The 20,542-nt window shown below is 69.3% G+C and carries 14 protein-coding genes and 5 pseudogenes; 16 read left to right on the forward strand and 3 right to left on the reverse strand.

What is annotated here, in order from left to right; translation table 11 throughout:
* The first annotated feature begins 21 nt into the window (after positions 1-21).
* From QQK48_RS14950 to QQK48_RS15020, 15 genes and pseudogenes are all read left to right on the forward strand, one after another.
* Complete coding sequence (locus QQK48_RS14950; protein ID WP_284328979.1) at positions 22-573, forward strand: glutamate ligase domain-containing protein; 552 nt, start codon at positions 22-24, stop codon at positions 571-573.
* A 10-nt stretch (positions 574-583) separates the two neighbouring features.
* Entirely contained in the window at positions 584-1,042 is a 459-nt protein-coding gene (locus tag QQK48_RS14955) for an FtsW/RodA/SpoVE family cell cycle protein (RefSeq protein WP_284328980.1), read from the forward strand.
* Positions 1,012-1,893, forward strand: coding sequence for an FtsW/RodA/SpoVE family cell cycle protein (locus QQK48_RS14960; protein WP_284328981.1), 882 nt, complete (start codon positions 1,012-1,014; stop codon positions 1,891-1,893). The genes QQK48_RS14955 and QQK48_RS14960 overlap by 31 nt, the downstream gene beginning before the upstream one ends.
* Positions 1,802-2,914 (forward strand): UDP-N-acetylglucosamine--N-acetylmuramyl-(pentapeptide) pyrophosphoryl-undecaprenol N-acetylglucosamine transferase, encoded by a 1,113-nt coding sequence (locus QQK48_RS14965; protein WP_284328982.1) that lies wholly within the window; start codon positions 1,802-1,804, stop codon positions 2,912-2,914. The genes QQK48_RS14960 and QQK48_RS14965 overlap by 92 nt, the downstream gene beginning before the upstream one ends.
* The gene (gene murC, locus QQK48_RS14970; RefSeq protein WP_284328983.1) at positions 2,911-4,341 is read left to right on the forward strand and encodes a UDP-N-acetylmuramate--L-alanine ligase; all 1,431 of its coding nucleotides are present in this window, start codon (positions 2,911-2,913) and stop codon (positions 4,339-4,341) included. The genes QQK48_RS14965 and murC overlap by 4 nt, the downstream gene beginning before the upstream one ends.
* Before the next feature lie 185 nt (positions 4,342-4,526).
* On the forward strand, positions 4,527-5,459 hold the full coding sequence (locus QQK48_RS14975; RefSeq protein WP_284328984.1) for a cell division protein FtsQ/DivIB: 933 nt from the start codon (positions 4,527-4,529) through the stop codon (positions 5,457-5,459).
* Positions 5,460-5,595: 136 nt separating this feature from the next.
* Positions 5,596-6,776, forward strand: a pseudogene (ftsZ, locus tag QQK48_RS14980) (cell division protein FtsZ).
* A 1-nt stretch (position 6,777) separates the two neighbouring features.
* Positions 6,778-7,491 carry a purine nucleoside phosphorylase YfiH/LACC1 family protein gene (locus QQK48_RS14985; protein ID WP_284328985.1) on the forward strand — a complete coding sequence of 238 codons (714 nt, stop codon included), beginning with the start codon at positions 6,778-6,780 and terminating at the stop codon, positions 7,489-7,491.
* Between the two features lie 179 nt (positions 7,492-7,670).
* Positions 7,671-8,057: a cell division protein SepF gene (locus tag QQK48_RS14990; RefSeq protein WP_284328986.1), complete on the forward strand. Its 387-nt coding sequence runs from the start codon at positions 7,671-7,673 to the stop codon at positions 8,055-8,057.
* An 18-nt stretch (positions 8,058-8,075) separates the two neighbouring features.
* The gene (locus QQK48_RS14995) at positions 8,076-8,366 is read left to right on the forward strand and encodes a YggT family protein (protein ID WP_284328987.1); all 291 of its coding nucleotides are present in this window, start codon (positions 8,076-8,078) and stop codon (positions 8,364-8,366) included.
* Positions 8,367-8,463: 97 nt separating this feature from the next.
* Entirely contained in the window at positions 8,464-8,937 is a 474-nt protein-coding gene (locus tag QQK48_RS15000; protein WP_284328988.1) for a DivIVA domain-containing protein, read from the forward strand.
* Between the two features lie 56 nt (positions 8,938-8,993).
* Positions 8,994-9,335, forward strand: a complete 342-nt coding sequence (locus tag QQK48_RS15005; protein ID WP_284328989.1) for a hypothetical protein — start codon at positions 8,994-8,996, stop codon at positions 9,333-9,335.
* A 214-nt stretch (positions 9,336-9,549) separates the two neighbouring features.
* The gene (locus QQK48_RS15010) at positions 9,550-9,915 is read left to right on the forward strand and encodes a TraR/DksA family transcriptional regulator (RefSeq protein ID WP_284329422.1); all 366 of its coding nucleotides are present in this window, start codon (positions 9,550-9,552) and stop codon (positions 9,913-9,915) included.
* Complete coding sequence (lspA, locus tag QQK48_RS15015) at positions 9,912-10,520, forward strand: signal peptidase II (RefSeq protein ID WP_284328990.1); 609 nt, start codon at positions 9,912-9,914, stop codon at positions 10,518-10,520. Before QQK48_RS15010 ends, lspA begins: the two co-directional genes overlap by 4 nt.
* A pseudogene (locus tag QQK48_RS15020) lies at positions 10,474-11,416 on the forward strand (RluA family pseudouridine synthase); the annotation flags it as partial. The gene lspA and the pseudogene QQK48_RS15020, both read left to right, overlap by 47 nt.
* Before the next feature lie 186 nt (positions 11,417-11,602).
* On the opposite strand, the gene QQK48_RS22160 reads toward QQK48_RS15020, so the two are convergent.
* The 3 genes and pseudogenes from QQK48_RS22160 to hrpA all read right to left on the reverse strand — a co-directional run bounded on the left by QQK48_RS22160 (position 11,603) and on the right by hrpA (position 16,749).
* On the reverse strand, positions 11,603-11,956 hold the full coding sequence (locus QQK48_RS22160) for an alpha/beta hydrolase (RefSeq protein ID WP_431308435.1): 354 nt from the start codon (positions 11,954-11,956) through the stop codon (positions 11,603-11,605).
* Positions 11,931-12,323, reverse strand: a pseudogene (locus QQK48_RS22165) (alpha/beta hydrolase); the annotation flags it as partial. The pseudogene QQK48_RS22165 and the gene QQK48_RS22160, both read right to left, overlap by 26 nt.
* A 243-nt stretch (positions 12,324-12,566) precedes the next feature.
* Positions 12,567-16,749 (reverse strand): annotated as a pseudogene (hrpA, locus tag QQK48_RS15030) (ATP-dependent RNA helicase HrpA).
* 242 nt (positions 16,750-16,991) lie between these two features.
* On the opposite strand from hrpA, the pseudogene dnaE reads away from it, so the two are divergent.
* Positions 16,992-20,536: pseudogene (gene dnaE / locus QQK48_RS15035) on the forward strand (DNA polymerase III subunit alpha).
* Positions 20,537-20,542: the final 6 nt, after the last annotated feature.

Genomic DNA, 20,542 nt, shown 5'->3' on the forward strand with positions numbered 1-20,542 from the left:
GCTCACCTTGTGGCAGGGGACGTGCCTCCGTACCTGGCACTCAACGCCCTGGCAGCGGCGGCGCTGTGCCGCGCCGTCGGGGTCGAGGCCGATGCCGTGGGTCGTGGCCTCGCGTCCTTCGCGCTTGACGCGCATCGCACGGCGTTCGTGGCTCGCGTCGACGCCGTGGACTACGTCGACGACTCGAAGGCGACCAACGCGCACGCCACCATCGCCGCGTTTGGCGGCCGTGTGGACGCCTCCGTGGTGTGGGTGGCGGGTGGCCAGGCGAAGGGTCAGGAGTTCGATGACCTGGTGCGCACCATCGGAGCGCGTCTGCGCCACGTGGTGCTGATCGGCGAGGACCCGGCGCCGCTGGCCGCCCCACTCGCGGGACACGCGCCCGATATCCCGGTGACCCGTATCGAGCCGGGAGAGACTGTCATGGAACGGGCCGTCGCAGCGGCCCGTGCGGCTGCGAAGGCTGGGGACACCGTGTTGTTGTCGCCGGCGTGCGCATCGTTCGACCAGTTCCGCGCCTATGCGGACCGAGGAGAGGCCTTCGCTCGCGCGGTGGGGAGGCTCAAGGAGTGAAGGAGGCGTCATGACGGCCACGGCCCCGCGACGCTCCTCGACCCCGGCTGAACCGTCAGGCTCGCCCGTCACCACGTACTACCTGCTCATCGCGGGCACGTCGATCCTGGTGCTGGTGGGGCTCGCGCTGGTGCTGTCGACCACGTCGAACTACGCGCTGCGCGCCGATTCGGGCGCCTCGCCGTACCGACTGTTCTTGACGCAGGCCATCGCTCTCGTGATCGGACTCATCGGGCTCGTGGTGGGCTCCCACCTGTCCCTGGCGTGGTGGAAGAAACTCGCACCGTTTGTCCTTGGGGTGTCGATCCTGATGCTCGCGCTCGTGCCCTTCGTCGGTAAGGACGTGGGCGGAAACAAGAACTGGATCATCCTGCCCGGCGGTATGAGCCTTCCAGCCTTCGGAGCTCGCGAAGCCTGGGCCTCGCGTTGTTCCTCGGCGTGGTGCTCTCCACCTTTAGGCGGGAACTGACGACGCTGAAGGGGATCATCGTGCCCGGTGGCATCGCCGCGGTGATTGTCCTCGGGCTGGTGTTGGTGGGCGGAGACCTCGGCACCGCGATCGTGATCTGCCTCCTCGTGGCCGGCGCCTACTGGGTCGCGGGGGTGCCGCTCAGATACTTCGCCGTCGTCGGTGCGGCGGGTGTGGTCATGGTGCTCTACATGCTGAACCAGGGCACCACTCGCAATGTGCGCATCCAGACGTGGCTTGATCCCTCCACCTGCGACCCGCAGGGCACCTGTATGCAGGCCATCCACGGACTGTGGGCGTTGGCGTCCGGAGGCCTCTGGGGTCTCGGGCCAGGCATGAGCCGCGAGAAGTGGGCGGGGCTGCCCGCCGCGGACAACGACTTCATCTTCGCCGTGATCGGCGAGGAGTTTGGCCTCATCGGCACGGGCCTGGTGCTCGTCGCGTTCGGAATGATCGCGGTCGCCATCAACCGTCTGGTGCGCCGCCACCGCGATCCCTTTGTGCAGATCGCCTCGGGCGCCATCGGAGCATGGCTCGTGGGCCAGGCTCTCATCAACATCGCCGTCGTCATCGGCCTCTTGCCCGTCACGGGCGTGCCGTTGCCCTTGGTGTCTTCTGGAGGTTCGTCGCTCATCGTGTCGCTCGTCGCCGTCGGAGTCCTGCTCGCGTTCGCGCGCCACGAGCCTGGAGCGCAGGAGGCTTTCGCCGCCCGTCCCAGCGTGATCAAGCGGTCCATCGCGGTCGTCTCCAGGGGCCGACGTGGCTACCTTCCTCGTCGCCGGTGGCGGCACTGCCGGGCACGTCAACCCGATGCTCGCTACGGCGCATGCGCTGCGCGAGCGCGGGCATGACGTGGCGGCGCTGGGGACGGCGGTCGGTCTCGAGGCAGACCTGGTGCCCCGCGCGGGGCTGACGTTGCACGAGGTCCCCAAGGTCCCGTTGCCGCGCCGTCCGTCCATGGACCTGCTGCGCCTGCCCAAGAACTGGGCGGCCGCGGTCTCTGCTGCCAGTCGTGCCATCGAGGTCTCGGGGGCCGATGCGGTGATCGGCTTCGGCGGCTACGTGTCGACTCCCGCGTATCGCGCCGCGCGCAAGGCGGGCCTGCCCATCATCGTGCACGAGGCCAACGCCCGCCCCGGGATCGCGAACCGCCTCGGTGCGCGCTGGACGGAGCACGTGGCGGTCACGGCGCCGGGCACCCCACTGCCGCACGCCACGGTGACGGGCATGCCGCTCCTGCCCGCCGTCCAGGAACTCGCGCAGGCGCTCGCCGACCCGACTAGGGCAGGCGACCTCCGTGCCTCGGCCCGCGCGGCGCTCGGCTGGGAGGCCGACGCCCCTGTGGTGGTCATCACCGGCGGGTCGCTGGGCGCCGCGAGCCTCAACGCCGCGACCGTCGGCGCGGTGGCGCGGCTCGTGGAGCACGGGATTCACGTCTGGCACCTCACGGGGCGCGGCAAGGCCGACGAGGCGCTGCGCGCGCAGGGTGACATCCCCGCGGCCCTGCGTGGCCACTACCGCGTCGACGAGTTCAGCCACGACATGTCGCAGGTGTTCGCCGCGGCATCGGCCGTGGTCTGCCGCTCGGGTGCGGGAGCGGTCGCCGAGGCGACCGCGATGCGCCTGCCCGCGGTCTACGTGCCGTTGCCCCATGGCAACGGTGAGCAGGCGCTCAATGCCACCCCCGCGGTGGACGCGGGCGCCGCCGTCCTGGTGGACGACGCGGCGCTGACCGCCGCCTCGCTGGAGCAGCAGGTCGAGCGCCTGCTGCTTGAGCCCGGCGTGGGAGACGCGATGCGGGCGGCGGCGGCGCAGTTTGGCATCATCGACGGAGCCGCCAGGGTGGCGGCCATGGCGGAGGGGGCCCTGTGAGCCACGTGCACTTCATCGGAGTGGGCGGCTCGGGCATGTCTGCGGTGGCACGGCTCACGGCTGCGCGCGGGCACGCGGTGACCGGGTCCGACATGCGCGAGTCCCACTACTTCCTTGCGCTGCGCGAGGCGGGCATGGATGTGCGCATCGGCCACGACGCCGCCTTCGTCGACGGCGTCGACACGGTCGTCATCTCGTCCGCGGTGCGCGAGACCAATCCCGAACTTGCCCGGGCCCGTGAGCGCGGCATCGAGGTCATTCACCGTTCCGAAGCCCTCGTCAGAGCGCTCGACGACCAGCGTCTCATCGCGGTCGCGGGCACTCACGGGAAGACGACGACGTCGGCGATGGTGGCGCACGTGTTGCACGGCGCGGGCATCGACGCCGGTTTCGCGGTGGGCGCGCGGGTGTTCGGCGTGGAGGGCGCCGTGGCGGGCGGTTACGCGGGCACCGCTGGCATCAGTGCCGTCGAGGCGGATGAGTCCGACGGCTCCTTCCTTCGCTATCACCCCGAGGTTGCCGTCCTGCTCAACATCGAGCCCGACCACCTGGACCACTACGGCACGGTGGAGGCGCTGCACGAGGCCTTCGTGGCGTTCGCCAGCGATTGCCGCACCCTCGTGGCGTGCGCCGATGACCCCGTGGTCCGCGACGTGGCCTCGCAGGCGGCCGCCGCGGGCGTCGAGGTCGTCACCTACGGCTCGGAAGGTTCGGGCGCAGACATCGAGGTCACCCCCACGCACCTCCTCCTTTCCCGTCAAGTGGATCCCTTTGGTTCGCCTCAGGCCCGAGACGAACCAAAGGGATCCATTCGACCGCTGGGGGAGGGTGATGGCGCCGCTGCGTATCCGCTCTCCGTCCCCGTGCCCGGCGCGCACATGCGTCTCAACGCCGCGGCGGCGTGGGCGGCGGCCGTGGCCGTCGGCGCCGACCCCTCCCGCGCGGCCGATGCCGTGGCGACCTTCGCCGGCACGGGCCGCCGGTACCAGGCCAGGGGAGAGGCAGCCGGCGTCGCGGTCGTCGACGACTATGCGCACCACCCCACCGAGGTCGCGGCCCTGCTCGCCGCCGCACGGTCGGCGGGAGCGGGCCGCATCGTGGTGCTCTTCCAGCCCGCGCTGTTCAGCCGCACGCAGGCGCACGCGGCTGCGTTTGGCCACGCGCTGTCGATTCCCGACGCCGATGTGGTGATCGCAGGGGTTCACGGAGACCGTGAGGACCCGATCCCCGGCGTAACCTCTCAGTCGATTCTCGACGCCGTCGAGTCGCGGGACGGCAGCACCGCACGCGTCGTGGAGGACCTTGCCGAGGCCGCCGCGCAGGCCGCTCGCCTGGCGCGCCCGGGGGACCTGGTTCTCACGGTGGGTTCCGGTCCGGTGACGTATGCAGCGGACTGGATCCTTGACGCGCTCCGGGAGCGCGCGTGAGCGAGCCGCGTCGCCCCCGTCCTCCGAGCGTTCCGCCGAGGGCGCCGGCGAGGCCCGCGGCTCCGCGCGCCCGCACGGCCCCCAGCACGCCGTCTGCTCCCGAGGCGCCCGCACGTCCACGCTCCTCGTCGGTGACCACCGCGACACGGCCTCAGGCGAAACCCGCCACCGCCGCTCAACCCACCATGGGGCGGGGAGCCGCGAGCCCGGCCACTCCTCGCGACGGGCGCCTGAGGATGTGGTCGCGTCGCCTGAAGCGCCGTGGCGACGAGACGACTGCCGTGCCCCGGGCATCGGCCGTGCGCAAGGACGTGGGCGACGGCACCATCGCGACCCCGTGGGCGCGAGTGAGCGCGAGGCTGCACCCTGACAACGTGACGCTGCGCATGCAGGAGCGCCTGCGCGAGCGCCGTACCGCAGACAGGCGCCTTGCGCTGATCCGGTGGTCCAAGCGACTCGCCATCGCCGGTGCGGCCGGTGCGGCCGTGTGGATCACCCTGATGTCGCCGCTGTTGGCCTTCGACGCCGCCGATGTGGAGGCGACGGGCTTCGGGACCGTCGTGGATCCCGCGGATGTCGACGCGATCGTGGCGGCGTATGACGGTGAGCCACTGGCAACCCTCAACACCTCGCACGTGGAAAACCAACTCACAGACCTGGTGGGTGTTGCCTCCGCCCAGGTCGAGTTGGTGTGGCCGCAGGGTCTGCGCGTGACGCTCACGCCCTCCGAGCCCGTGGCTGCCGTTCCCGGTGGCGACGGTGGATACCTCTTGGTCAACGAGTCCGGCGAGCAGGTCAGCGAGTCCAAGAAGGCCCCGAGCGACCTGCCGGTCATCACGGTTCCGGTGGGCGAGGAGCACGAGCGCATCCTCACCGGCGTGCTGGCGGTGGTCGAGGAGATTCCCGTGGAGTTGCGCGAGTCCGTCGAGGGCATCGAGGCCGCCACGGAAGACACCATTCACTTCACGCTGCGCAATGGCCCCGCCGTGGAGTGGGGCAGTGGCGAGGACTCCCACCTGAAGGCGGAGGTGCTGGCGACGCTGCTGGCGTCGGAGCAGGCGAAGGGCGCGAAGCTCATCGACGTCTCGGCGCCCACGTTCCCGACCGTCACCTCGTGACGTTTCGCCGCCTTTATCCGCGACACGCGCGCGCCGCTGAGACGCATTGCCGACGCGCGCCCGTACCGTCGTGCGTGGAAAGAAGTTGACATAACTATAACCTTCAAGTAGAGGGTTAAGGTGAGGAGTAAGGCTCATGGCCGCACCGCAGAACTACATCACCGCCATCAAGGTCGTCGGCGTGGGCGGTGGCGGCGTGAATGCCGTCAACCGCATGATCGACGTCGGTCTCAAGGGCGCCGAATTCATCGCCATCAACACCGACGCACAGGCACTCCTGATGTCCGATGCCGACGTCAAGGCTCGACATCGGCCGTGAACTCACGCGTGGCCTTGGCGCAGGCGCCGACCCCGAGGTGGGTCGCCAGGCAGCAGAGGACCACGCCGACGAGATCGCCGAGGCGCTCAGGGGCGCCGACATGGTGTTCGTCACTGCGGGTGAGGGCGGCGGCACGGGCACCGGCGGCGCGCCGGTGGTGGCCCGCATCGCCCGTGAGCTCGACGCGCTGACCGTGGGTGTCGTCACCCGTCCCTTCGGCTTCGAGGGCCGCCGTCGCGCCGACCAGGCCGACGCGGGCATCCAGGCCCTTCGCGAAGAGGTCGACACCCTCATCGTGATCCCGAACGACCGTCTGCTCGACATCTCGGACGCCAACCTGTCCGTGCTGGGCGCCTTCGCCGCGGCCGACCAGGTTCTCCAGGGCGGAGTCCAGGGCATCACGGACCTCATCACGACCCCCGGCCTCATCAACGTCGACTTCAACGACGTCAAGTCGGTCATGAAGGGCGCAGGCACGGCCCTCATGGGCGTGGCGAGCTCGCGCGGCGAGTCGCGCGCGCTGGAGGCAGCAGAGGGCGCGATCGCATCGCCGCTCCTCGAGGCATCGATCGAGGGCGCGCACGGCGTGCTGCTGTCGATCGCCGGTGGCTCCAACCTCGGTATCAAGGAGGTCGAGAACGCCGCGCGCCTGGTGCGCGAGGCCGCCCACCCCGAGGCGAACATCATCTTCGGTACGGTCATCGACGACTCGCTCGGCGACGAGCCTGCGCATCACCGTGATCGCCGCGGGCTTCGACGGCGGGGCGCCGACCACGCGTCGTCACGATGGCGCACTCGGCGGCTACGAGAACGCCACGCCCGCGCCCGCCGCCGCTTCGGCGGCGCCCGTCTCAGCGCCGGTCGAGACCTCGGCCGCCGCCACGGAGTCGGTGCCGCAGGCACTCGACGCCGACGAGCCGGAGCCCGACACCGACGCGATCGAGGTGCGCGCCAGCCGCGACGCCGACGTCCTGGACGTCCCCGACTTCCTGCGCTGACATGATCGACGCCGGGCTTCCCGTCCGCGCGTTCTTCACCACCCGTGATGGGGGAGTGTCCGCGACGCCGTACGACTCCCTCAACGTCGCGGTCCATGTGGGCGACGACGAGGCGACGGTTCAAGAGAACCGTCGCCTCGTCGGCGTCGCAGCCGGTGCACCCGTCACCTTCCTGACGGCCGAGCACGGCATCCGGGTCGCGCGCATCGAGGCGCCCACAGCATCGGCCCCTGGCGCCGACGTCCTCGTGACCACCACGCCGGGAGTCGCGCTCGGTGCCATTGCGGCCGACTGCCTGCCGATCCTGCTGCACGATGCCGCGACCGATGCCGTCGCGGCAGTGCACGTGGGGCGCCCCGGTCTCTTCGCGGGCACCATCGATGCCGCGTGGGCGGCACTGCTCGACGCCCGCCCCCGGCGCACTCGAGCGCCCAGCATCCGCGCCTCCATCGGCCCCGCCATCTGTGGCCGATGCTACGAAGTGCCGGCAGAACTACGCGACCAGGTGGCGGCACGCCACCCCGTTGCGCGGTCCACCACCTCCTGGAGAACGCCGTCGCTCGACCTTGGCCGTGCGGCCGAGGCCCGGCTGGCCGAACTGGGCGCTCTCGACATCGTCCGCATCCCCGTCTGTACCCGCGAGGACGACCGTCTGTTCTCCTTCCGTCGCGACGGCGTCACGGGACGCCACGCGGGTGTCATCGTTCACCCGTAACCCGCGGCGGCGTGTCGCTCCCGATCCTCGGCAGGATGCCCCCGTACCTTGAGGGAGTACCGCAGGTGACCACCCGTCAGGAGCAAAAATGAGCGCCATGCGCAAGGCGATCCAGTACCTCGGCTTCGACACGAGCCAGCACGAGGATTACGACTACACGGATGAGGAGCCTCGCTCCCGTGACGCACCTGCACGACGTTTCCGAGGTCCGCGAGAAGGCCGAGGCGCCCAAGGCGACCCGCGACCGTCAGCGCACCCCCGCATCGGCCATGTCCTCCTCGGACCTGCGCCGCATCCAGACCATCAAGCCGCGCTCGTACAACGACGCGCGCCTGATCGGCGAGGCGTTCCGCCAGGGCGTCCCCGTCATCATGAACCTCACGGAGATGTCCGACGCCGACGCGAAGCGTCTCGTCGACTTCTCGGCAGGCCTGTCGTTTGGTCTCCACGGCTCGATCGAGCGGGTCACCACCTCGGTGTTCCTGCTCTCGCCCGCCCACGTGGAGATCGGTGTGGACGAGGAGCCGCCGGCACGCGCCGAGAGCGAGTTCTTCAACGAGCGCTGAGTCCGTTAGGCTCGCGGGGTGTTATCAGCAGCCATCTCGTTGGTGCAGTTTGCCCTTTTCTTGTTCATGATGGCCCTCATCGGGCGAATGATCCTTGGCTTCGTCATGTCGTTCTCGCGCGAGTGGCGGCCCGCCGGCGCGATGCTGGTCGTCACGGAGTCGATCTTCACCGTGACGGACCCGCCCCTCAAGGCGCTCCGCAAGGTCATCCCACCCCTTCAGTTGGGTCAGATTCGCCTGGACATCGCGTTCCTGGTGCTCTTCATCGGCTGCTCGATCCTGAACAACCTGCTGGAATACATCAAGTAATCGCTCATGTGCATGCCGATGTACATGTGAGTACAGTGAAAACTCATCAGCCCTGGTCGGCATCCGTCGACCGCGACTCGACACGAGGTGGTCACACATGGCACTTCTGACGGCGGAAGACGTCCTGAACAAGGCGTTCTCCAAGACCAAGTACCGCGAGGGATTCGACCAGGACGAGGTCGACGACTTCCTCGACGAGGTTGCTCACACGATCTCGTCGCTCGTCGCGGAGCGCGACGACCTCGCGCAGCGTCTCGCGCAGGCGCAGGCCGGTCAGCCGACCGCTCCCGTCGCCGAGGCCCCCGCACAGGGCGAGAGCCTTCTCCAGGCGGCGACCGACCCGACGCCCCCCAGCGCCACCGGCATGCTCGCCATGGCGCAGAAGGCTCCACGACGAGTACGTCGCTGCGGGCGAGGAGGAGCGCGAGCGCCTCATCGAGGAAGCCAAGAACAAGGCCGAGTCGATCGTGGAGCAGGCCGAGACCGACGCGAAGACGCGCATGGACGACCTGTCGAGCGAGCGTTCGGCCCTCGAGTCCAAGATCGACGACCTGCGTCGCTTCGAGCGTGACTACCGCTCGCGCCTCAAGGGTTACCTCGAGAACCTGCTCGGCGACATCGAGCACGGTGCAGAGGTGGCTCCGTCCGCGAGCCTCGGCACCCTCGTCGATCCCCGGTGCGGCAGGCCTCGCCGGTGCGGCCGCGGCCGTGAGCGCGGAGCCCGTGGCGGCCCAGGTGGCATCGGCCCCCGAGGCCGACGCCGTCGAGCGCCCCGAGCCCACTCCCAGCCCCTGGGCGCAGGTCCGCGAGCAGTCGGGCGCCACGGCGACCTCTGCGGTGTCCGCCCCCGAGGCGGAGGCCCCGGCGTGGGGTGCCTCGCAGTACACGCCGCGTCTCGAACTGCGTGACGACGCCGAGCAGTCGGATGTTGCTCAGGCATTTGGTGGCGAGGACGACACGCAGCGCTGATTTCACTGAGGCATGGGGCGCCGCCCAGGCTGAGGCCGGGCGGCGCTTCCGTGTCTACCGCGCGTCTCTTTGCGGACGTGCACGCGCCGGACTACTATCTCGTCACTACCCGAAACGAGGATGGGCATGACCAGTACTGACCTGACGGTGGTTGTGATCGACCCCGCCGATCTCAAGGCTTCCGATGTGAAGTCGATGCCCGTGCGTGACGGAGATGACGCCTGGAAGATTGCCGAGCCTTCGCGGCATCGTGACCACGCTGAACGAAGACGTCGAGCGCCTCGTCGCCGAATTCGAGGGCGCCGAGCACGAGCTCGCCGACCTCCTGCACACCTCCGAGGGCGCAGGCGACGACCAGGCAGACGCCGGCTCCACCGCGCTGGAGCGCGAGCAGGAGATGTCGATCGTCAAGAACACCCGTGAAATGCTGGAGCAGAGCATCGACGCACTGCGCCGCGTGAAGGCCGGAACCTATGGCGCGTGCCAGGTCTGCGGTCAGGGCATCGGCAAGGCGCGCCTGCAGGCGTTCCCTCGTGCCACCCACTGCGTGACCTGCAAGCAGCGCGAGGAGCGTCGTTGACCTGGCGGCCAGCCTTCTGGTTGGTCGCGCTGGCGGTGCTGGTCGTCGATCAGGCGACCAAGATCTGGGCTCTCCATTCCTTGGTGCCCGGCGAACCCCACGAGGTGATCGGCCAGTTCCTGCAGATTCAGCTGACCTTTAACTCGGGTGCGGCCTTCTCGCTCGGTGCGGACTACACCTGGATCGTCACGCTGGTGATGGTGGCTATCACGATCGGCCTGATCTGGTACGCAAGGCGGGCGCGGCCCGGCCTTGCCGTGGCGCTGTTCGGCATCGCGCTTGGCGGAGCACTCGGCAACCTCATCGATCGCCTGTTCCGCGAGCCGGGCTTTGCCCGTGGCCACGTGGTCGACATGATCAACTACAACGGGTGGTTCATCGGCAACGTCGCGGACATCGCGATCGTGGGCGTGGCGATCGCCATGCTGGTGGTCACGTTCATGGGTCGTCAGTTGCTCCTGCCTGCAGAGCCCGAGCACACCCAGGTTGATGACTCCGACGTGGTGCTCGATGCCGCGGCGGCGAGCGACGCAGCGACCCCGGACGCGGACGAGGCCGATGCCCCCTCACCGGCGACCCCCGAGGCGGGCGTTCCGCGTGTCTGATACTCGCTACCTTCCGGTGCCCGATGCCCTCGCGGGCGAGCGTGCCGACGCGGCGCTGTCACGCATGCTCGGTCTGTCACGCACCAAGGCGGCCGATGTGCTCGCCGGCGGGGGAGTGATGCAGGACGGCCGGGTGCTTGGCAAGTCGGACCGCGTGGCCGACGGCATCCTCATCGTGGACCTGCCCGATGAACGCGAGCCCGCGCCCGAGCCGGAGATTCCCGGTGGGCTGACGCTGCTGTACGAGGACGACGACCTCGCCGTGGTGGACAAACCCATCGGCGTGGCCGCCCACCCGTCGCCCGGCTGGACCGGCCCCACGGTGGTCGGCGCATTGGCGTCGGCAGGCGTGACGTTGGCGTCGTCTGGTGCGGCAGAGCGCCAGGGCATCGTGCATCGGCTCGACGTGGGAACGTCCGGGCTGATGGTCGTGGCCAAGAGCGATATCGCCTACACCCACCTCAAGCGCGCGTTCAAGGAGCGCACGGTGGAGAAGGTGTATCACGCCGTCGCGCAGGGACACCTCGACCCGACGGCCGGCACCATCGACGCGCCCATTGGCCGTCATCCCGGCTCGGACTGGAAGTTCGCGGTGATTCAGGACGGCAGGCCGTCGATCACGCACTACGAGGTGCTGGAGATGTTCCCCTCGGCGTCGCTGCTGGAGATTCACCTCGAGACGGGGCGTACGCACCAGATTCGCGTGCACATGTCCGCCATGCGCCATCCCCTCGCCGGTGATGCCACCTATGGTGCGGATCCCACGCTCGCGAAGCGCCTAGGGCTCACGCGTCAGTGGCTTCACGCGCGCGAGCCTGGCGTTCGCGCATCCCACGCGTGAGGGCGAGGTGCGCGTGCGTTCGGAGTACCCCGAGGACCTGGCCGCCGCGCTCGAGAAGCCTGCGCGGCTAGAGTTCCTCGCGCCGTCCTGGTGGCCCGATGTGCGGGCCGTCCTCTCACGCGTTCGTTTGGTCCACGAATGTGACGGGCGTGACGGATGTGACTCGCGGGGTCGCCGCATTCGTCCCATCAGCCTCATTCGTCCCAGGTGTGGGCCAAACGGATGGTCGAGTCAGGTCAGGTCAGGGCAGCGAGTCGAGGAATTCGAGCATGGCAGCGGAGATCTGCTGACGGGCCTCATCGTCGCGCAGCGTGGGGACGCCGTCGCCCGGCTGGGCCCCGTAGTCGCCGAAGGAGGAGTGGCTTGCGCCCTCGATGACGGTGAACGTGGTGTCCGGCGGCAGATTCTCGCGGGACGCGTCGATCTTTTCCGGCGTCGACAGACCATCCTCGGAGGCGGAGATGGACAGGGTAGGCACCGTGAGCGATGACGAGATGTCGCTGGCAGGGTAGGAGCCGAGCAGGATGAGTCCTGCCGACCCGCCGAGCCTCGTCGCCGTCGTGATCGTCGGCCTGGATCGCCGCCACGGTGCCACCGAGCGAGTGCCCGGCAACCACCCAGCGTGCGACGTAGGGCTCGCGGAGTGGATCGGGCCAGCGCGGGAGCGCCGTGAACGCGATGCCCAGCGGCTGTTTGATGATCACGACCGGGTAGCCGGCCTCCGCGACGGGGAGGAACTGGTCCACATACGCCCGCGCGTCGACGCGCGCGCCAGGTTGGAAGAGCACACCGAGCCCCGTGTCGGCCTGGCCTGAAGGCTCGATCACGATCTGCCTGGACGACTCGGTGACGACCGCGCCACCGGTGCCCGCCATGGCGCTGAGCGACGGCTCCGTGGCGCCGAAGGGCGCCAGCCACACCAGGAAGGCGAGCCAGATCGCCGCGAGGAGCCTGGCCCCCATAGCGCGCGACGAGGCGCCATCCTGCGCGACGGGAAGGGCGCCGCCACGAGCGCCACAGGCTCCACGCGCCCAGCGCGGCCGTGCCGACAAGGAGCGCAGGGTAGGCGGGCGAGCCGTGGACGACAGGGGACCACGAGGTCGCGAACACCCAGAGGGGGCCCACGATCGCCGCGGCCGCGACGGCCCGACCCGTCCACGCGGTGACGGGGGTCCGCGTGCCGCCGGGGATCGGCTCGGCGGGAGTCACCCGAGTTCCTTGAGGATTCGCTTGGCGGACACCGGCTCGGATGTTCCCGCCTTCTGCGCGAACAGGGAGACCCTCAGTTCCTCGACGAGCCAGCGTGCGCGCTGCAACTGAGCCTCACGCTCGCGGTCGGGACGCCCCGCAGCGTAGGCCGCCCGCGCCTGATCCACCACGTCAGCGACGTCACGCACCTGGCCAGCGAGCACCGCGTCCTGGTGAGGATTGCTGGCGGCCTTGTCCAGACGATGCGTCAGCGCCGTGAGGTAGCGGGTGAGGTGCGGTAGCCGGTCGGCGGGCGTCGCGGCGACAAACCCCTCGTAGACGAGCCCACCCGCCACGGCACGCAGGTCCGCGAGCGTGGTGAGTAGCGCGAGTGAGTTGGCACGGCCGATGGCGACATCGAGATCGCGGTGCGCCGCCAGTGCATCGGCGACGACGCCAGCCACGGCCAGGACCTCGTCCTCCAGGACCGCACGGATGCGGTCACGCAGCACCTCGTAGGCCACGCGGTCGCGGATGCTCGCCAGGTCGTCGGCACCCGTGAGCCTTGCGATGGCGGCGCGGTGAAGATCGGTGACGAGCGCGTCGGTGGTGCGGTAGGGCGAGGCGGCCAGGGCCATCGTCTGCGCGGGGCTCCATCGTGTGGTGACGCGCTTGGTGGCGAACGCGCACTCGCCGAGCAGCAGTGCAGCGACACCGGCGGCGTGCGAGGCGGGGACCGCATCCGCGTGCGCGAGCACCCGCAGTGATACGTCGCCGCCCTCGACGGCAAGCGCGGGGTAGCCGCGCACGGTGGCGGAACCGGCCTGAACCGTGACCTCCGCGGGGATCGTGTCGGTGTCGGAGGCCGCGGCGGGAGATCCCGCGAGGATGGGCCACGTGGCGAGGCCGTCCTGTTCGAGGCCGGTCGTGCGCACCACAGTGTCGCCGCCGCCGGGTCCGCCCAGGTGATTTGCCTGCGGAGATGCCGTGCCGCCAACCCCGCCAGCGCGAGATTGTGGTGCGGAGGACCGCGGCCGCACGCCCGCAGGAGTCCCCACCGCGGCGGAGACCGCCGCCTGTGCCGCGGGCGCGAGCCTGCGCTGAAGCGTCAGCAGCGACGTGGAGTCGCCGAGCACCTCGCGCCCATCTTCGACGCGGAAGGTCACCCTGAGGTGCGCGGGAAGGCGTTCCTCATGCCCGTCCCACGCGTCGGCGGGAATCTCGACGTCCCGCAGGGACCTGACGGCGCGCGTGAACGCCTCGCGGTACGGCTCCGCCATGTCGCCAGCGCGCGCCACGTCTTCCCACTGCGGGGTGTGTTGAGCGAGCCATGCCACCACGTCGCGGGCGGCATCGGGTGCGGGGACGAGGAGGCGCCGCACGGTCTTGGGCAGGGCGCGGATGGTCGCTGTCGCGAGTTCGGCGGCCATACCGGGCACCATCCAGTCGAACCCGTCCGGGACCACGCGCGCGAGGACGGCGACGGGGATGTGGACGGTGACGCCGTCGGCCTCGGAGCCCGGCGAGAGTTGGTACGTCAGCGGCAGCGTGAGGTCGCCCTGGGGCCACACGTCGGGGAACGCGGCGAGGTCGAGTTCTTCATGTTCGGGGGCGACGTCGCCAAGGGAGAACGTCAGCAGTCCCGGCTGGCGCCGCCGCTCCCTGTCCCACCAGCGGTCGAAGTGCCGCTGGGACACGATCGACTCGGGCACCCGCTCGTCGTAAAAGTCGTACAGCGTGTCCTCGTCGACGATGAGGCCGCGCGAGCGTGTGCGCGCCTCAAGTTCCTCCGCCTCGGCCAGCACCCGCTGGTTGTCCTTCCAGAAGCGATGGTGCGTGCGCCACTCGCCCGCGACGAGCGCGTGCCGGATGAACAGGCTCGCGCGCCTCCTCGGGACGGATGCGCCCCCACAGGATGGTGCGGTCGGTGACGATCGGTACCCCGTACAGCAGGACGCGTTCGGTAGCCACGGCCGCGCCGCGTTTGGCCGACCACACGGGCTCCGAGTGGGTGCGCTTGGCCAGATCTCCCGCGAGTTCCTCCGCCCATTCGGGCTGGATGGCGGCGGCGTCGCGCGCCCATAGGCGCGAGGTCTCCACGAGCTCGGCCGCCATGACGAAGGCGGGCGGCTTCTTGGACAGCGGCGATCCCGGGAAGATCGCGAAGCGTGTCCCGCGTGATCCCAGGTACTCGTTGCGGGCGGACTTGCGTGCGCGCCGCATCGCCTGCTCCTTGGCGGCACCCTTGAGGTGCGTGAACTGGGACGCCTTGGGCTCGCCGCTTTCCTGCATGCCGACCTGGCTGAGCAGCCCCGCGAGGACGGAACGGTGGATCGCCTCCTCGTCCCACAGGTAGCGCACCGCACCCTGGACAGCGCCCTCCGGAGCGTCCGTGGGCTTCGCCTCGCGTCGCTCCCACGCGATGCCGAGCGGCTTCGCGGCGATCCGGATCTGCTCCACGACGTCCTGCCATTCGCGGATGCGCAGGAAGTTCATGTACTCGGCGCGCACCTCGCGCCGGAACTGGTTGCCAGAGAGGTCGCGCCGCCGCTCACGCAGGTGCTCCCACAGGTTGAGGTAGGTCAGGAGGTCAGAGGTGGGATCCGCGAAGCGCCTGTGCAGGAGGTCGGCGGCCTCGCGGTTCTCGGCGGGCCGTTCGCGGGGGTCCTGGATGGACAGCGCCGCGGCGACGATCGCCACCTCGCGTGCCACGCCGCGCCTCGCGCCCTCGACCACCATGCGCGCGGCGCGGGGGTCCATCGGCAGGCGTGACAGCGAGCGGCCGATGCTCGTGAGACGCGTGGTGCCGCCACCGGTTTCGATGGCGCCGAGTTCGCCGAGCAACTGCACGCCGTCGCGGATGGCACGGGTGTCCGGGGGCTCCACGAAGGGGAATGCGGCGACGTCGTCGGGGAGGAGACCACGCCCACGGCGATCATCTGCAGCAGCACCGAGGCCAGCGACGTGCGCAGAATCTCGGGCTCGGTGAACGCGGGACGGCCCTCGAAGTCGTCCTCGGCGTAGAGCCTGATGGCCACGCCGTCGGCAAGGCGGCCCGCGCGGCCGGAGCGCTGGTTCGCGCTTGCGCGCGAGATGGGCTCAATCGGCAGACGCTGGACCTTGGTGGCCTTGGAGTAGCGCGAGATGCGGGCGGTGCCGGGGTCTACCACGTAGTGAATGCCGGGCACCGTGAGCGAGGTCTCGGCGACGTTGGTGGCCAGCACGATGCGCCGTGCGGAGTGAGCCTCGAACACCCGGTGCTGCTCGGCGGCGCTCAGACGGCTGTACAGCGGCAGAATCTCGACGCGCCGGGGGTGGCGCGGGTCTCGCGCTCGCGGGCCGAGGTGTCCCTCGAGCGCATCGGCTGCGTCCCGGATCTCGCGCTCGCCCGAGAGGAACACGAGGATGTCGCCGTCGCCCTCGGCCATGAGTTCGTCGCACGCCGCGACGATGCCGGAGGCCTGGTCGAGCCTCGTCGCCGCGTTCCTCGCCCGCGAGGGGGCGGTAGCGGATTTCTACGGGATAGGTGCGTCCGGTGACCTCGACGACGGGTGCGGTGGCGGCGTCGTCCTCGACGGCATCGGCCGCCTCCTCGGCCGTGAGTTGCGGCAGAGGCCCGCCGGGTGCGAAGTGGCGTGCGAAGCGCTGCGAGTCGATGGTGGCCGACGTGATGATGATCTTGAGGTCGGGCCTGCGTGGCAGCAGGTTGGTGAGATATCCCAGCAGGAAGTCGATGTTGAGGCTGCGCTCGTGCGCCTCGTCGATGATGAGGGTGTCGTAGGCGAGCAGGTCGGGATCGCGCTGGATCTGCGCCAGCAGGATGCCGTCGGTCATGACCTTGACGAGGGTGCGCTCCGACGTCTCGTCGGTGAATCGGACCTGGTATCCCACTACTTCACCCAAGGAAGTGTGCAGTTCCTCCGCGAGCCGTTCCGCGACGGAGCGGGCGGCGATGCGGCGGGGCTGGGTGTGGCCGATCTGCCCCTCGCGTCCGCGGCCGAGGTCCAGGCAGATCTTGGGGATCTGGGTGGTCTTGCCCGAGCCTGTTTCGCCCGCGACGATCACCACCTGGTGATCGCGGATGGCGGCGGCGATGTCCTCACGCCGTGCGGTGACCGGCAACTGGGCCGGGTAATCGATGGGGGCGAGGGCGACGGCCCGTCTGGCCGATGCCGCCGCCTCCAGTTCGCGCTTGCTCACCCTGCGATGGGGGTCGTGAGGGCTCGGGCGCCTGCCGCGGCCACCGCCGCCCGAGCGGCCGGCGCCCCTGCGGGTGCCGTCGGCGACGGCGCGCTGGCGCGGCTGGCCGGCTCCGGCATCGGCCGTGGGGGACGTCTCACTCACCCCGCCATTGTTCCAGGCGTCGGAGGGGCCGATGCCAGGACGACGCGGCGGCGTATCACGTGCCGCGATGTCGGCGGCCGGTCCTAGAATCTGATGCCATGCCGGGCTCCGATTTTGTTCACCTCCACGTCCATACCGAGTACTCGATGCTGGACGGTGCCGCGAGGCTGAATGATCTGTTCGAGCACGCGAAGGAACTGGGTCAGACGGCGCTTGCGACTACCGACCACGGCTACATCTTTGGTGCCTACGACTTCTGGGCAAAGGGCCAGGCACATGGCGTGAAGCCCATCATCGGCGTCGAGGCGTACCTCACGCCGGGCACCGCGCGTCAGGACAAGACGCGCGTGCGGTGGGGTGAGCGCGGCCAGGAGTCCGACGACGTCTCTGCCGGTGGCGCCTACACCCACATGACCATGTGGGCGCAGAACACGGCGGGCATGCACAACCTCTTCAGGATGTCGTCGTACGCCTCCCTCGAGGGGCACTTCCACAAGCCGCGTATGGACCGCGACCTGCTGCAGCGCTACTCGAACGGCATCATCGCCACCACTGGTTGCCCCTCGGGCGAGGTGCAGACGCGCCTGCGTCTGGGGCAGTACGACGAGGCGCTGCGCGCGGCGGGCGAGTTCCAGGACATCTTTGGTGCCGAGAACTTCTATGTCGAGTTGATGGACCACGGGCTGCTCCTGGAGAAGCGTGTCCGCGAGGACCTGCTGCGCCTCGCGCACCAGTTGGGCGCGCCGCTCGTGGCGACGAACGACTCGCACTACGTGCGCAAGGACGACTCGGTGGCGCACGAGGCGCTGCTGTGCGTCCAGTCGGGTTCCAACCTCAACGAGCCCACCTACGACCAGGGCGGCAAGCGCTTCGCGTTCAACGGCGACGGTTACTACCTGAAGTCCGCCGCGGAGATGCGCGAACTGTGGCGCGAGCCTGCCCGAGGCCTGCGACTCCACGCTCGAGATTGCCGAGAAGTGCGAGGTCGAGTTCAACACGAAGGCCGACTACATGCCGGTCTACGACGTCCCCGCGGGCGAGGACGAGCACTCCTGGTTCGTCAAGGAGGTCCAGAAGGGCCTTCACGAGCGCTTCGGCGAGACGATTCCCGCCGAGGTGCAGGAGCGCGCCAACTTCGAGATCGAGGTCATCGCGGGGAAGGGGTACCCCGGCTACTTCCTCGTGGTTGCCGACTTCATCCAGTGGGCGAAGGACAACGGCATCCGCGTGGGGCCCGGCCGTGGCTCCGGTGCGGGATCCATGGCGGCGTACGCCATGAAGATCACGGACATCGACCCGATCGTCCACCAGGCTCTACTTCGAGCGCTTCCTCAACCCCGAACGTGAGTCCAAGCCCGACTTCGATATCGACTTCGACGAGCGCAGGCGCTCCGAGGTCATCCGGTACGTCAGCGACAAGTACGGCGAGGAAAAGGTCGCGATGATCGCGACCTACGGCACCATCAAGGCGAAGCAGTCGCTCAAGGACGCCGCGCGCGTGCTGGGCAAGCCCTTCGCGGTGGGCGAGCAGGCGACCAAGGCGTACCCCGAGGCGATCATGGGCAAGGACATGCCCCTGATTGGCATCACGGATGCGGCCCACCCGCGCCACCACGAGGGTCAGGACTTCCGGGCGCTGCTCGAGACCGACCCCGAGGCGCAACAGGTGTTTGAACTCGCCCAGGGACTCGAAGGTCTGAAGCGTCAGTGGGGCGTGCATGCGGCGGGCGTCATCATGTCGAGCCATCCGCTTATCGACATCATCCCCATCATGCGCCGCGAGCAGGACGGCGCCGTCATCACGCAGTTCGACTACCCCACCTGCGAGGGCCTCGGCCTGGTCAAGATGGACTTCCTCGGCCTGCGCAACCTGACGATCCTGGACGATGCGCTGGACAACATCGTCGACAACGGCAAGGAGCCGCTGGTCCTTGAGGACCTCGAACTGGCCGATGCCGAAACGTTCGACCTTCTGGGCCGCGGCGACACGTTGGGAGTGTTCCAGCTCGATGGCACCGCCATGCGTCACCTGCTGCGGCAGATGAAGCCCGACACGTTCGAGGACATCTCGGCCGTCCTTGCGCTGTACCGTCCCGGCCCGATGGGCATGAACTCGCACACCAATTACGCGGAGCGCAAGAACGGCCGCCAGCCGATCGCTCCGATTCACCCCGAGCTCGATGAGCCGCTGCGCGAGGTGCTGGGAATCACGTACGGCCTGATCGTGTATCAGGAGCAGGTGCAGCGCATCGCGCAGATCGTCGCGGGCTACACGCTGGGTGCGGCAGACCTGCTGCGTCGCGCGATGGGTAAGAAGAAGAAGGAGATTCTCGACAAGGAGTTCGGGAACTTCGAGTCGGGCATGAAGGCCAACGGCTACTCCGATGCCGCCATCAAGGCGCTGTGGGACACGCTGTTGCCGTTCGCCGACTACGCCTTCAACAAGGCACACACGGCCGCGTACGGCGTGCTGTCCTTCTGGACGGCGTACCTCAAGGCGCACTATCCGACGGAATACATGGCGGCGCTGCTGACCTCCGTCGGCACCGACAAGGACAAGTCCGCCCTGTACCTGGCCGAATGCCGGCGCATGGGCATCACAGTGCTGCCGCCTGACGTCAATGAATCCAAGGGCCTGTTCTCGGCCGTGGGCACGGACATTCGCTTCGGCATGACCGCGGTGCGCAACGTTGGTGCCAACGTGGTCGAGGCGATCATCCAGACGCGCAACGACAAGGGTGCGTTCACCTCGTTCCAGGACTTCCTCGACAAGGTCCCCGCCACCGTCTGCAACAAGCGCACCATCGACTCCCTCATCAAGGCGGGCGCGTTCGACTCGCTGGGTCACACGCGACGCTCTCTCAACGCGGTCCACGAGCAGGCGATCGACTCGGTGGTGGGCGTCAAGCGCCAGGAGGCCACGGGTCAGTTCGACCTGTTCGGCATGGACGACGAGATCGGCTCCGGCGTGAAGGTCACCGTTCCCGAGCGAGGAATGGGACAAGAAGACCAAGGCTCAACCTTGAGCGCGACATGCTCGGCCTGTACGTCTCGGATCACCCGCTGTCGGGGCTTGACCACATCATCAGGTCCGAGTCGTCGCACCAGATCCTTGCGGCCACGCCCGCCAACGGCGTGAGCGATGGCGGCCAGGTGTCGTTTGCGGGCCTCGTGACCAGGGTGGACAGGCGCGTGGCGAAGTCCGGAAACCCCTACGCGATCGTGACGCTCGAGGACCTGACGGGCGAGACGGAGATCTCGTTCTTCGGTAAGACGTACGACACGTACGCGCGCGATCTTGTCGACGACGCCGTGGTGGCGATCAAGGTGCGCGCCCGCGAGCGCGGCGACGGCGGGCTGCAATTCTCCGCCGTCGAGCCTGCGCGTGCCTAACCTGCAGGTGGCGGACACGTCGCCGGTGGCGATCACTCTCCCCGCGGCGCGCGTCAACCCGCCGATGGTCGAGGAGATCAAGGCGATCCTGCGCTCGCACCCTGGCAACATCGAGGTGCGCATGGTGCTCACGGGCACCGGCGACCCGATCACGATGCGGTTGGGAGACGAGTTCAGGGTGGCGCGTTCCTCCGCGCTGTATGGCGATCTCAAGGCCGCCTTCGGGCCAAGCTGCCTGGTCCCGGTCTAGGAGTCA

This window comes from Demequina litorisediminis (assembly GCF_030161615.1).
Taxonomy (GTDB): domain Bacteria; phylum Actinomycetota; class Actinomycetes; order Actinomycetales; family Demequinaceae; genus Demequina; species Demequina litorisediminis.

What these genes read in the sequence shown, in the direction of transcription:
- QQK48_RS14955 (WP_284328980.1), top strand. Translation starts at nt 584, where the DNA reads ATGACGGCCACGGCCCCGCGACGCTCCTCGACCCCGGCTGAACCGTCA.
- QQK48_RS14975 (WP_284328984.1), top strand. Translation starts at nt 4,527, where the DNA reads ATGGGGCGGGGAGCCGCGAGCCCGGCCACTCCTCGCGACGGGCGCCTG.
- QQK48_RS14985 (WP_284328985.1), top strand. Translation starts at nt 6,778, where the DNA reads ATGATCGACGCCGGGCTTCCCGTCCGCGCGTTCTTCACCACCCGTGAT.
- QQK48_RS15000 (WP_284328988.1), top strand. Translation starts at nt 8,464, where the DNA reads ATGGCACTTCTGACGGCGGAAGACGTCCTGAACAAGGCGTTCTCCAAG.
- QQK48_RS15010 (WP_284329422.1), top strand. Translation starts at nt 9,550, where the DNA reads ATGACGCCTGGAAGATTGCCGAGCCTTCGCGGCATCGTGACCACGCTG.